The 13,204-nt window shown below is 59.0% G+C and carries 8 protein-coding genes; 2 read left to right on the forward strand and 6 right to left on the reverse strand.

The genetic code is table 11. From position 1 onward, the window contains the following. The first annotated feature begins 33 nt into the window (after positions 1-33). Positions 34-4,068, forward strand: a complete 4,035-nt coding sequence (locus GOV53_RS09235) for a translocation/assembly module TamB domain-containing protein (protein WP_367648767.1) — start codon at positions 34-36, stop codon at positions 4,066-4,068. Here GOV53_RS09235 and GOV53_RS09240 read toward each other — a convergent pair. The 5 genes from GOV53_RS09240 to GOV53_RS09260 all read right to left on the reverse strand — a co-directional run bounded on the left by GOV53_RS09240 (position 4,065) and on the right by GOV53_RS09260 (position 10,960). After that, positions 4,065-4,595 carry a thioesterase family protein gene (locus tag GOV53_RS09240; protein WP_254439243.1) on the reverse strand — a complete coding sequence of 177 codons (531 nt, stop codon included), beginning with the start codon at positions 4,593-4,595 and terminating at the stop codon, positions 4,065-4,067. The two genes, GOV53_RS09235 and GOV53_RS09240, sit on opposite strands and share 4 nt — an antisense overlap. Beyond that, positions 4,579-5,385 carry a cyclase family protein gene (locus GOV53_RS09245; RefSeq protein ID WP_170465640.1) on the reverse strand — a complete coding sequence of 269 codons (807 nt, stop codon included), beginning with the start codon at positions 5,383-5,385 and terminating at the stop codon, positions 4,579-4,581. The genes GOV53_RS09240 and GOV53_RS09245 overlap by 17 nt, the downstream gene beginning before the upstream one ends. Positions 5,386-5,492: 107 nt before the next feature. Continuing rightward, positions 5,493-8,276, reverse strand: coding sequence for a formate dehydrogenase subunit alpha (gene fdhF / locus GOV53_RS09250; protein ID WP_170465642.1), 2,784 nt, complete (start codon positions 8,274-8,276; stop codon positions 5,493-5,495). A gap of 13 nt (positions 8,277-8,289) precedes the next feature. Then, entirely contained in the window at positions 8,290-9,993 is a 1,704-nt protein-coding gene (locus GOV53_RS09255; protein ID WP_170465645.1) for an NAD(P)H-dependent oxidoreductase subunit E, read from the reverse strand. Between the two features lie 85 nt (positions 9,994-10,078). Then, positions 10,079-10,960 carry a LysR family transcriptional regulator gene (locus tag GOV53_RS09260; protein WP_170465648.1) on the reverse strand — a complete coding sequence of 294 codons (882 nt, stop codon included), beginning with the start codon at positions 10,958-10,960 and terminating at the stop codon, positions 10,079-10,081. Positions 10,961-11,103: 143 nt separating this feature from the next. Between GOV53_RS09260 and GOV53_RS09265 the strand changes: the two genes are divergently transcribed. Beyond that, positions 11,104-11,568, forward strand: a complete 465-nt coding sequence (locus GOV53_RS09265) for a MaoC family dehydratase (RefSeq protein ID WP_170426761.1) — start codon at positions 11,104-11,106, stop codon at positions 11,566-11,568. 402 nt (positions 11,569-11,970) lie between these two features. Here the strand turns inward: GOV53_RS09265 and ychF are convergent, their stop codons facing one another. Next, positions 11,971-13,068 (reverse strand): redox-regulated ATPase YchF, encoded by a 1,098-nt coding sequence (gene ychF, locus GOV53_RS09270; RefSeq protein ID WP_170465651.1) that lies wholly within the window; start codon positions 13,066-13,068, stop codon positions 11,971-11,973. Between the last annotated feature and the right edge of the window lie 136 nt (positions 13,069-13,204).

Raw genomic sequence — 13,204 nt, forward strand, 5'->3', positions numbered from 1 at the left:
CGCGCATATCCTTGGTTGATTTCGGGTCTGGTCGTGACCGCCCCCCTGCCGCTTGCCGCGCAGGAAGAAGGCGGCAGCATGCTTGAGCGTTTTCTGCAGGATACGCTGTCAGGGGACGACCAGAACGTCACTGTAACGGGTCTGCAAGGTGCCCTAAGCGCCCGCGCGACTATCGCTGAGATTACCGTGGCGGATGACGAAGGCGTCTGGCTGACCATCAAGGATGCCGAACTGGATTGGAACCGCCTCGCGCTGATCCGGGGGCGATTTTCGGTAAATTCTCTGACAGCGCAGGAAATCGACATTGCCCGCGCGCCTGGCACAACCACCAAGGAAGAGCCGCCCGCTTCCGTCGAAACACAACCGTTTCAGCTGCCCGAGCTACCGGTCTCTATCGAAATCGGCGAAATCCGTGTGGATGAACTGTCACTGGGCGAGCCGCTGATTGGTGTCGCCGCAGACCTCAATGTAACGGGCAACCTTTCTTTGGCGGACGGGGCGCTGGACACCAATCTGGACATCATCCGGTTGGACCGCGCAGGCGATGAGATCAAACTGACAGCCGGGTTTCAAAACACCTCGCGCGAGATCAATCTGGATCTGCAGGTGAATGAGGCCTCGGGCGGGCTTATCTCTACTGCGCTGAACATTCCCGACAGTCCTCCGATCGGCCTGACCGCCCAAGGCGCGGGGCCATTGACGGACTTCACGGCCGACATCGGCCTCAGCAGTGACGACCAGATGCGCGTCACCGGGCAGGTGCGACTTCAAGCTGCCGAAGGCGGCGCGGCGGACGGCATTGCCTTTACGACAGATTTGAATGGTGATCTGACCCCGTTTCTAGGCCCTGAGATCGACCCCTTCTTCGGACCCAAATCCCGGCTCTTCGTCGACGGCCAAACCAAGCCCGAAGGCGCGTTGGACATCTCAGACCTTGAGCTCACCACACAAGCATTGGACCTGAAGGGTGAACTGCAGTTGGCGGAAGGCGGGGCGCTGCAACTAGCGGCCCTGCAGGGACGTATTACGCCACCGGATGGCGAGGCGGTCGTCCTGCCGGTTGCGGGTGGCGATACCTCGATTCAGTCGGCGCAACTGTCCGCTTTGTTCGATCGCCAGAACGGCAACCTTTGGGATCTAAGCCTGACTGCGAACGATTTTGAATCCCCGCAGGCTAATTTGGACGATGCAAGGATCACAGCGCAAGGCACCTTGGATCAAGGCGAGGTTCTGACCGTTGATGGTGACGTTCAGGTTGCAGTCGACGGCATAGACATGGCGGATCAGGCGTTGACGACGGCGTTGGGCCAGCGCATCACGCTGGACGGTCAGTTTGAATACAGCAGCGACCAGTCGCTGAACCTGTCTGGGTTCGAACTTGTGGGATCAGATTACACGCTGGCGTTGGACGCGTTGATCGCCGGGCTAACCAGCGGTTTGACGGTTGACGGAACGGCCAAACTGGACGCCACCGATCTGTCGCGATTTTCGGATCTGGCCAAGCTGGACCTTGCCGGACAGGTTTCAGCCAGCGTAACCGGCAAGGGCTCGCCCCTGGAGCAGAGCTTTGACGGTAAAGTCATCGTTGAGGGTCGCGATTTGTCCACGGGCCGCGACGATATCGACCCCGTGATCACCGGAAAGACCACGATCACATTGGACGGTAGCCGGGGTACAGACGGCATCACCATCCGCGAGTTTGATCTGGATAGTGAGGCCGCCAAGGCCGTCGCCAGTGGTGTTGTGACCACGCCAGATGGCAACCTGACCATCGACGGCCAAGCGCGGGTCAGCGCGTCGGATTTGTCCGTCTTCTCAGGTCTGGCAAAGCGCGAGCTGAGCGGTTCGGTTCAGGCCACCGCGCAAGGCAAAGGCACGGTACAAACGCTGGAATTTGATGGCACGGCCAGTGTCATCGGCCAGAACATAGAAACCGGTTTGACCGACATTGATCCCCTGCTGACGGGGCGCACGCAGATCGAATGGGACGGTGCCAGAACCGCGGATCGCATCGACATTCGTAATGCCTCGGTCAATGGCCGCGCGCTGACTGCGCAGCTGCAGGCCGTGGTGGATGACCCGACCAGTGATCTGTCGGCCTATGGACAGGCGCAACTGAACGTGCCGAACCTGTCCCTGTTATCCGGCTTGGCCGGACGTGATCTGGCCGGATCGGTTTCGGCCAATGTGAAGGGTAACGGCACCCTGTCCAGCAAGGAATTCGACGTTCAAGGCGACTTGGACGCCAACAACATTCAGACCGGCATCGAGATTGTCGACAAGCTAATCCAAGGTCGCACAACCCTGGATATCGATGCCGCGAACGAGGCGCAGGTTATCGACATTCGAACCTTCCGCCTGAACGGAACAGCCCTAACCGCAACCGCCTCTGGCAAACTGGACCGCCAGTCCGGCGGGCTGGATTACTCGGTCCGGCTGGATGATCTGGCGCGCATTCTGAACACCCTCTCCGGCCCGCTGACATTGGACGGAAATGTGGCCCCGACCTCTTCCGGGTTGGAGGGCACCGTGAACCTGAACGGCCCTGATAGTTCCTATGCCAAGCTTGAGGGCACAGTAGACAGCGACGGGACGGCCGATCTGGATTTTGATGCCAAGTTCAACCGGATCGAACGGTTCGCGCCCGAGTTTCCCGGCACCATCGCCGCCACGGGCACGGCCAAGCGCAACAAGGGTGTCTGGACAATCGACACGCAGGCCGAAGGCCCGGCAGAGATCAGCAGCAGCATCTCAGGTACCTTCGATGAAGGCAGCGGTGAAGCAGACCTGGCCGCAACCGGCGGCGTCAATCTGGGCATCGCCAACCTGTTCATAACCCCCAACAAGATTGATGGCACCGCCCGCTATGACCTGAAATTGTCCGGAAAACCCGCGCTTGAGTCACTGTCCGGCTCGATCACCACCTCTGGCACATCTCTGGCCCTACCCGACGTGGGACAAACGTTCACCGGCATCAGCGGCTCCGTCGAACTGGCGCAAAGCCGCGCCACGATATCGCTCAGCGGTGGTCCCCGTGCCGGTGGCAACTTCACCGTCAACGGTCCAGTTGACCTTAAGCCGCCATTCAACGCGAACATCGTTGCCGCGCTCAATAGTCTGGTTCTGACGGATAAACTGCTGTTTGAAACGACGCTGAACGGCCAGGTTGCGATGACCGGCGCGCTGGCCGGAAACAGCTCAATCGCCGGTCAGATCACGTTCGACGAAACCAACATCAACCTTGCAGCCGCAACCGGTGCTTTGGGGGCTGCACCCATCCCCGAGATCCAGCACGTGAACGAAACCAGCGCGGGCTTCCTGACCCGTGAACGTGCGGGCCTGGTTGAAAAAGAGGGCGGGCAAAAAAGCAACTCTCGCATCGCCTTGGACATCAGTCTGCTGGCCCCCAAAGCCGTGTTTGTACGCGGGCGCGGGGTGAATGCGGAACTGGGCGGACGGATCAATATCGGCGGCACGACAGCTTCGGTTATCCCCTCCGGACAAATTGAGCTGATCCGGGGTAATTTCGACATTCTGGGCCGCAGACTGGCCCTGACCAAAGGATTGGTGACGCTGCAGGGCGACCTGACCCCGTATATCGAGTTCGAATCCACAACCAGCACCTCCGACGGTTCGGCCACCATCGAAATCGCCGGGCCTTTGGACGCGCCCGAGGTCAACGTGTTCTCGGACCCGGAACGCCCCGCCGAAGAGGCCTTGGCGATGCTGCTGTTCGGCAACCGCTTTTCGGAATTGTCGCCCTTTGTGATCGCGCAAATGGCGGCCTCGCTGGCCCAGTTGAGCGGTGCAGGCGGCGACGCCACAAAAGGACTGCGCGATTCAACGGGGGTCGACACGGTAGATATCGGGGTGTCCGATGGCGGTGCTGGCCGGTTCGGGGCCGGTGCCTACCTCAGCGACAACCTCTACACCGACTTCACCGTCAATACCGAGGGCGACACCGAAGTGAACCTGAACCTGGATGTGACCGATAGTTTCACCGTCAAAGGCACGGTGGATGGCCGGGGTGAAACCGGGGTCGGGGTTTTCTTTTCCCGCGACTACTAAACGGTCTGCTTTTTTCGAATGCCGATCGGTTGCCCAACTTCTGGTGCCAGGTCCAGTGAGGCATGGTCCTGAACCATTTTCTGTAGCCGGGTCACTGCCCAATCCGGGTAGTGAACCGATCGCCCCGTGGTGTGGCTGACATTCATGAATAGCGCTTCTTGCGTAGCGCAGACGACCCCATCTTTCTCCGAAACCATCTGCGCAAAATAGTGACCGCGTTTGTGATCGGCATCCAACAGACGAAATCGGATGCTGAACGCCTCACCCTCGAGGACTTCGCGCAGGAAGTTCATATGCGACTGCAGGATGTAAGGCCCCTGCCCCATCGCGTTGACCTGTGCCTCACCCAGACCAAGGTGGTCGACCATCAACAGTTCGAGCGCATTGTCAAACGCCACGCCGTAGTAACCAACGTTCATATGGCCGTTGTAATCGATCCATTCGGGCCGCGCCGTGAACCCGCGAAACTCGACAGGCGCATCATATGGTCCGTCATGGCCAACGCGTGTTTCAGGCGTCATTTCCATCGGGGTCTCCTTGTTGGGTATCAAAGATCGCCACCGCGCGGACAAATCCGGCTGAGGCCCCTTTGATCTTGAACGGGAAGCAGGAAATCTCGAACCCCGTTGGCGGCAGGGTTTCAAGGTTTGTGAGCTTTTCCATGTGACAATACCCAACCTCCATCGAGGCCCGGTGCCCTTCCCAGATTATCGATGCGTCCTGCGTCTCAGCATATTCCTGCGCGGTCAAGGGAAACGGTGCGTCCCAACTCCAGGCATCGGTTCCGGTCACCCGCACCCCGCGTTCGGTCAGGTACAAGGTCGCCTCGCGCCCCATACCGCAGCCCCTAGTCAGGTAGTCCGGCTGCCCGTATTGCGTCCCGGCCGAGGTGTTCACGACCACAATGTCCAATGCCTGCAGGTCGTGACCAATCCGCTTCAACTCCGCCTCGACATCCGCGGCGGTTGCTACATAGCCATCGTCGAAATGGCGGAAATCCAGTTTCACGCCAGGGTTCATGCACCATTCCAGAGGGACCTCGTCTATTGTGATGGCCCGCTCGCCTTTGTTCATCGTCGAATGGTGGTGGTAAGGCGCGTCCAGATGGGTGCCATTATGCGTAGCGATTTGCAGGCGTTCGATGGCCCAGCCCTCGCCGCCCGGCAGATCGTCTTTCTTTAGCCCAGGAAAGAAGGACATCACTTGTTCGGCAGTCTGATCATGGGTCAGGTATTCGATCTGAGGCAGCATGATCGGCGGATCAGACACAATCCCGGTTTCCAGCGGAACGGACAAATCGACAAAACGGCGAGCCATATGCACCTCCTTCAGAACCGGTGTTAGGGTTGGCTGCAGGTAAGCGTCTGTCAAGCAAAGAAAAAGGCGGCCACAGGGGCCGCCCATCTTGCATATCGTCTGCAGATTTATTCAGCCGCGATGGCGTCTTCGATCTTTTCAACCCGGATCGCCGAGAACTTGAACTCGGGGATTTTCCCATAGGGGTCGATGGCCGAGTTCGTCAGGATGTTCGCCGCCGCCTCGACATAAGCGAAGGGGATAAACACCATATCTTCGGCAATTGCCCGATCCGCACGAACCATGATCTCGATTGAACCACGACGAGTGGTCAGACGGATCATTTCACCCGGCTCAATCCCCATCAGCTTCAGCGTCCGCGGGTTCATCGAGCAGTTCGCCTCAGGCTCAACCGCATCCAGAACGTTGGACCGGCGGGTCATGGACCCGGTATGCCAATGCTCTAGCTGACGGCCCGTGGTGGCGATCATCGGGTAATCTTCATCCGGTGCCTCGTCTGGCGGAATGATGCTGGCCGGGGTGAACCGAGCCTTACCATCCGTGCGCGGGAAGCCATCGCCAAAGACGATGGACTGGCCGGGGTCGGTTTCGCTGAGCGAGGGATAGGTGATCGACTCGGTCTCGAGCCGCTCCCAGGTGATGTTGTTCAGCGACTCCATGGTCAACTTCATCTCTGCAAAGACCTGCGAGACATCGGTGTACTCCCAGTTCAGACCGATACGCTGCGCCAGTTCGACCGTAATCGCCCAATCCTCGCGCGCCTCACCCGGAGGTGTCACTGCAGGGCGAACCCGCTGTACCTGACGGTTGGTGTTCGATACCGTGCCGTTCTTTTCGTACAGCGCCGAGGCGGGCAGGATGATATCCGCATAGTTCGCCGTTTCGGTCAGGAAGATGTCCTGTACGATCATCAGGTCCAGCTTGGCCAAAGCCTCGCGCGCGTGGTTTACATCTGGGTCGGACATGGCCGGGTTTTCACCCAGAATGTACATCCCCTTGATGTTGCGCGCATAGATCTGGTCGATGATCTCGGTGACAGTCAGACCCTTCTCGTTCGAGAAATCGTCCGAACCCCAGACATCCGTAAACTGCGCCCGGATATTGTCATCCGTGACCGTCTTGTAGTCTGGCAGGAACATCGGGATCAGACCCGCGTCCGAGGCCCCCTGCACGTTGTTCTGGCCGCGCAACGGGTGCAGACCCGCGCCGGGTTTGCCGACATTGCCGGTCATCAAAGCGAGGCTGATCAAACAGCGCGAGTTGTCGGTGCCGTGGATGTGCTGGCTGACGCCCATGCCCCAGAAGATCAGACCGGCCTTGGCCTGCGCAAAGGTGCGCGCGACGCGGCGCAGCTGATCCGGCTCGATGCCACAGATTGGGGCCATCGCCTCGGGCGTGAACTGGCGCAGATGCTCTTTCTCGGCTTCCCAGTTCTCGGTCCAACGGTGGATATACTGGCTGTCGTAAAGCTCTTCCTCGACGATCACGTTCATGATCGCGTTGAGCATCGAGACATCCGCCCCCGGACGGAATTGCAGCATTTCGTCAGCGAACTTCCGCATCCCAACACCGCGCGGATCCATCACGATCAGCTTACCACCGCGTTTGGTGAACTGCTTGAAATAGGTAGCCGCAACGGGGTGGTTTTCGATCGGGTTGGCACCGATGATGATCGCCACATCCGCGTTTTCAATCTCGTTGAAGGTCGCGGTCACAGCGCCCGAGCCCACATTCTCGATCAGAGCCGCAACCGACGACGCATGGCACAGACGGGTGCAGTGGTCGACATTGTTGTGCTTGAAGCCCTGACGGATGAACTTCTGGAACAGATAGGCTTCTTCGTTGGTGCACTTGGCCGAGCCAAAACCAGCAACGCTGCGCGGGTCTTCGTCGCGCAGAGCTTTCAGCTTGGTGGCGGCCAGATCCATCGCCTCGTCCCATGTCGCTTCGCGGAAATGGGTCGACAAGTCTCCGGGATCGACGTTCAGACCCTTCGCAGGCGCATCCTCACGACGGATCAGAGGCTTGGTCAGGCGGTGCGGGTGATGGATGTAATCAAAGCCGAAGCGCCCTTTGACACACAGTCGGCCTTCGTTTGCGGGGCCGTTAATGCCCTCGACATATTTGACCTTGCCGTCTTTGACCTTCAGCGAGACTTTGCAGCCCACGCCGCAGAACGGGCAGACGCTTTCGGTTTCCGAGTCGTAATCCTTGCTGTCCCCGTGCTGCTGATCGTCCAGCACGGTGGCGGGCATAAGCGCGCCGGTTGGGCAGGCCTGAACACATTCACCGCATGCGACACAGGTCGAATCGCCCATCGGGTCGTTTTGGTCGAACACGACCTGTGCGGTGTGCCCGCGTCCGGCCATACCGATCACGTCATTCACCTGCACGTCACGGCAGGCACGAACGCAGAGGTTGCAGTTGATGCAGGCGTCCAGATTGACGCGCATGGCAACGTGGCTGTCATCCAGCAGCGGGATTTTCTCGGCCTCTTTCGCCGGGAAGCGGCTGTCGCTGACTTCATTCAGCTTGGCCATATCCCAGAAATGGCTGGAGGCATCGTGCGGCTGCTCGGGCTGATCGGCGACCAGCAGTTCCATGACCATCGCGCGCGATTTCTCGGCACGGTCGCTGTCGGTTTTCACCACCATGCCGTCTGCCGCAGGACGGATGCACGAGGCGACCAGAGTGCGCTCGCCTTCGACCTCAACCATACAAGCGCGGCAGTTGCCGTCGGGTTTATACCCCGGCTGTGGCTTGTGGCACAGGTGCGGGATCGTGAACCCCTGCCCTTTGGCGGCTTCCCAGATGGTCCAGCCTTCGGGCACGGTGACATCTTCGCCGTTCAGGTTGAAGGTGACGGTCTTGTTTGGGCTTGCATCAAGCATGGCTCTGTCTCCCTCAGATTTCGTTAGCGAAATGTTTCATGACCAGGCGGATCGGGTTCGGGGCCGCCTGCCCCAGACCGCAGATCGAGGCATCGCCCATGACCTGACACAGGTCCTCCAGGAGGTCCTGATCCCATTTGTCGGCTTGCATCAGTTTCACGGCCTTTTCGCAGCCCGCCCGGCAGGGGGTGCACTGACCGCAGCTTTCATCCTCGAAGAACCGCAGCATGTTCAGCGCCGCGTCGCGGGCGGTGTCCTGATCGGACAGGACCACCACAGCAGCAGACCCGATGAAGGTTCCATGCGGTTGCAACGTGTCGAAATCCAGCGGGATGTCGTTCATAGATGCAGGCAACAGGCCCGAGGACGGACCGCCCGGCTGATAGGCCTTAAAGGTCTGGCCTTCGGCCATGCCACCAGCAGCCTCAATCACGTCCAGAATGGTCGAGCCTGCAGGCAGCAGGTAGACGCCCGGCTTCGCCACACGGCCCGAGACCGAGTAGCTGCGCAGGCCCTTGCGGCCATTCTTTTCGGTGCTGTTGAGGCATTCCGGCCCCTCACGGCAAACCTTGGTGACCCAATACAGCGTCTCAACATTGTGCACCAAGGTCGGGCGATTAAAGACCCCAACCTGCGCCACGAACGGAGGACGGTGACGCGGCAGGCCTTTCTTGCCTTCGATCGACTCGATCATCGCGGATTCTTCACCGCAGATGTATGCACCGGCACCCCGGCGCAGGTCGATGTAACCCTGCTCGACAATCCCGGTCTGTTCCAGCGCCGCAATCTCGCGGCGCAGGATTTCCAGAACCGCGGGATATTCGTCGCGCATGTAGATAAAGCAGGTTTCCGCCTCGACCGCCCATGCTGCGATCAGCATCCCTTCGAGGAAGAGATGCGGCGTGCGCTCCAGATAGTAGCGGTCCTTGAACGTGCCCGGTTCGCCTTCGTCGCCGTTAACGGCCAGGTAGCGCGGACCTTCGTTCATGCGAATAAAGCCCCATTTCTTGCCGGACGGGAAGCCGGCCCCACCCAGACCACGCAGACCCGAGGACAGGACGTCCTCCTGCACCTTCTCCCAATCGCCGCCGTCGCGCAGCTCTTTCAGTTTGGCGTAGCCGCCGTTTGCCTCATAGGCGGCAAAAGTTTCATAGTCGGGCAGATGCGCGTGGGTGTCACCAGCGGCAATCGCGGCCTGCACCTTTTCAGGGGTCGCGTGGTTAATGTGGTTGTGGCCAATTTCCAGCACCGGAGCGGTGTCGCAGCGGCCCATGCAAGGCGCGCGGACAACGCGGACCTCGGATGGGTCCAGACCGTCCTCCAAAGCCTTCTGCAGTTGCTGGGCACCGGCCATTTCGCAGGACAGGGAATCGCAAACACGGATCGTCAGCGCGGGCGGAGGTGCCTCGCCCTCTTTCACCACGTCGAAATGGGCATAGAAGGTGGCGGTCTCGTAAATCTCGGCCTGACCGATCCGCATTTCGACCGCCAATGCCGCGATGTGGTCGGCGCTGATATGGCCGTGCTCGTCCTGAATCAAATGCAGGAATTCGATCAGCAGGTCACGGCGGCGCGGGCGGTCGCCCAGCAGGCGAGCGATTTCAGCCTGCGCCTCATCCGTGAACTGACGGCCCTTGGGCGTATGCCGCCCTTTGCCTTTACCTGACTTCCAGACGCCCTTTGGCGCGCCTGATGGCTTGGTGTCTAGTGGTGCCATGATGCCCTCCGATTGAGGCTCCGTGTCTCATCAGATTAGCATATCGTCAAATCGCATATCGCAATCACACGATAACGACAGTTTATCACCGTAAAGACGTCATCACAGCACGCAGCGCCTTGACGGTCGGCAATTCGGGATCCCGGCTTAGGGTTGCCAGGCAGATCGGTTTGCTGACGACAGGGTCGACCAGCGGCAACACCTTCGTGCCTTTCAAGTCCCCCAGCGCACGGACCAGTACACGTGGGACAACAGTGGCTGCCAAACCTTCCCGCGCCATGACCATCGAGGCGGTGAACCCGCTGGTTTCGGCGACAACATCCGGATGCAGACCTTGTTCGGCAAAGATTCGGTCAAGGATGCGCCGGTTTTGCATCTGAGGCTCTAGCAGGCTGATCGGAAACTCTGCCACGCGCGCCCAAGGGATCGGGCCAGTCTCATCGGTCATATGAGACGGAACCAGCAGCACGTAGGTCTCTTCATAAAGCGGTTGCACCTGCCGCAGATCGGTCCCGATGCTGTCGCCGTACGTGATACCTGCGTCCAAACTGCCCTCGTCCAACCGGTGCTGGATTGCCGTGGCGGACATGGTTTCGATCCGTGTAATGATGCGGGGATGCGCATCGCGTAAACGTTTGGTCAAACGTCCGGTGAAGGCAATCGCAGTAGGGATCACTCCCAATATCAATGTGCCCGTGATTTCACCTTTTGAAGCAAGCACTTGCTGCTCAAGCGCTTTGGCGTCGTCCAGAATACGCCGTGCACGCTGAACGATCATCTCGCCCTCTTCCGTCAGGCCCTGAAAGCGGTTGGCCCGCCGAACGATCGAGACGCCCAAACGATCCTCAAGGTTGCGAATGCGCATCGAAAAGGCAGGCTGAGAAATCCCGCACTCTTCAGCTGCCTTTGCAAAGTGCTGATGCCGCGCCAGGGCGTTGAGCAATTGAAGGTCGCGGATTTCGATCATTTGGATTTGTCCAGCTGAAAGGCAGGCGTCAGATTATCGCTTTTTTCAGCGTATAAAAGTGCGCACTGCCCAAAATCGGCATACCGTATCTTATTGGATTACGCGACGGTATCGTGAAAATCAGAGTTTATGCGGGTATTAGTATGACGAACGGCAAATATCTCGACGATCTGGCTGTGGGGGATACTTTCGAAACCGGGGGCATCACACTCACCGAGGGCGGAATTGTAGACTTTGCCCTGGTACACGACCCACAACCCTTCCATGTGGATAAAGACGCAGCGGCGCAGTCAATTTTTGGAGGCCTTGTCGCAAGTGGATTTCAAACCATTGCTCTGACCTTCCGGCTGTTTCGCGACACCGGTGTGCTGAACGGCACAAATCTTGGCGGCCATGGTATGGACGAGGTGCGGTGGCTCGCTCCAGTCTTCTCGGGCGATACAATCCGCGCACGTGTCACGGTCGAATCCATCAAGCCATCCCGTTCAAAGCCTGACAGGGGTACGGTCCGATTCCGCTATCGTTCATACAACCAAAAAGAAGTCGAGGTGCTCAGCTACGCCATTGACCACGTCATGGCGCGACGGAAACCCGTCGAGTCAGCATGACGCAGCAGGAAGGCCAAAAGACGTAAGATGACCGCGATATTGGAATTTCAGAAATTGTTCGACGGTTATGTCGCATGCTATCGATCAAATGACCCTGCAGGATGTGCGTTTTTTTTCTCTGACAACGCAGAAATCTTCTCACCTTATGGGCCAGCGGCAAAGGGTCGAAAGGCCATCTAAGCGACGCATGCCGAGTGGATCGACGAAGGGGCGGAGACCAAAGCCATTGAGGTCGTACAGGCCGATATCAACGGCCACATTGGCTGGTGTCTTGCCCGTTTCAGCGAGGGTGCAGCCGATCACGGGACATCGCTTAACGTGTTGTATGAACAGCCAGACGGAAGCTGGCTGATCACTCACTGCAGTCTGAACGAAACGGGCTGACGTAAACGCTGATCGCGTTCAGGTATTGAACAAGAAGTGCATCACGTCGCCATCCTTGACGATATAGCCCTTGCCCTCAGCCCGCATCTTGCCCGCCTCTTTCGCACCCTGCTCACCATTCGCAGCGATATAGTCGTCATAGGCGATGGTTTCGGCGCGGATGAAGCCTTTCTCGAAATCACCGTGGATTACGCCAGCGGCCTGCGGTGCGGCGGTGCCGGTGCGGATGGTCCAGGCGCGGGCCTCTTTCGGGCCGACGGTGAAATAGGTTTCCAGCTTGAGCAGGTCATAGCCCGCACGGATCAGGCGATCCAGACCGGCCTCTTCCAGACCCATTTCTTCCAGGAACATCTGGGCCTCGTCCTCTTCCAGCAGGCTGATCTCTTCTTCGATCTTGGCGCTGATGATGACGTGGGAATTGCCCTGAGCCGCGGCCATCTCAGCCACCTTGGCGGAGTATTCATTGCCTTCGGCGGCTTCTTCTTCCGAGACGTTGCAAACATATAGCACCGGTTTGGTGGTCAGCAGTTGCAGCATTTTCCAGGCTTTCGCATCCTCATCGGACACTTCGACCAGACGCGCGGGCTTGCCGCTTTCCAACATCGCTTGCGCTTCGGCCAGCAAGCGGTCCTGCTGTTGCGCCTCTTTGTCGTTGCCTTTCAGCTTGCGCACCAGATTGGCGCGGCGCTTTTCGATGCTTTCCAGATCGGCGAGCATCAGCTCAGTCTCGATGGTGTCGGCATCGGCCACCGGATCGACCCGGCCATCCACATGCGTCACGTCGCCGTCCTCGAAACAGCGCAGCACATGGGCAATCGCGTCCGTCTCGCGGATATTGGCCAGAAACTGGTTGCCCAAGCCTTCACCCTTCGATGCACCCTTTACCAGTCCCGCAATATCCACAAAGGTCATGCGTGTGGGAATGATCTGTTTCGAGCTTGCTATGGCCGCCAGCTTATCCAGCCGGGCATCGGGCACGGCAACATCCCCCACATTGGGTTCAATCGTGCAGAACGGGAAATTTGCCGCCTGCGCAGCTGCGGTTTTGGTCAGCGCATTGAAGAGGGTCGACTTGCCAACGTTCGGCAGACCCACGATTCCCATTTTAAAGCCCATAACGGCCTCCTGCATACCATTCGAGCGCAGCTTCTATGCAGGTCGGGGCCAATGCGCAAGGTAGGGGCAGCCGAAGATCAACGCAACCAAATGACAACATCAAAATACTGTTACGAAATTGTGCGCTTGCGTATGT

Source organism: Ruegeria arenilitoris (genome assembly GCF_013035315.1).
GTDB classification, from domain to species: domain Bacteria; phylum Pseudomonadota; class Alphaproteobacteria; order Rhodobacterales; family Rhodobacteraceae; genus Ruegeria; species Ruegeria arenilitoris_D.

What these genes read in the sequence shown, in the direction of transcription:
- GOV53_RS09240 (WP_254439243.1), bottom strand. Translation starts at nt 4,595, where the DNA reads ATGGAAATGACGCCTGAAACACGCGTTGGCCATGACGGACCATATGAT.
- GOV53_RS09245 (WP_170465640.1), bottom strand. Translation starts at nt 5,385, where the DNA reads ATGGCTCGCCGTTTTGTCGATTTGTCCGTTCCGCTGGAAACCGGGATT.
- fdhF (WP_170465642.1), bottom strand. Translation starts at nt 8,276, where the DNA reads ATGCTTGATGCAAGCCCAAACAAGACCGTCACCTTCAACCTGAACGGC.
- GOV53_RS09255 (WP_170465645.1), bottom strand. Translation starts at nt 9,993, where the DNA reads ATGGCACCACTAGACACCAAGCCATCAGGCGCGCCAAAGGGCGTCTGG.
- GOV53_RS09260 (WP_170465648.1), bottom strand. Translation starts at nt 10,960, where the DNA reads ATGATCGAAATCCGCGACCTTCAATTGCTCAACGCCCTGGCGCGGCAT.
- GOV53_RS09265 (WP_170426761.1), top strand. Translation starts at nt 11,104, where the DNA reads ATGACGAACGGCAAATATCTCGACGATCTGGCTGTGGGGGATACTTTC.
- ychF (WP_170465651.1), bottom strand. Translation starts at nt 13,068, where the DNA reads ATGGGCTTTAAAATGGGAATCGTGGGTCTGCCGAACGTTGGCAAGTCG.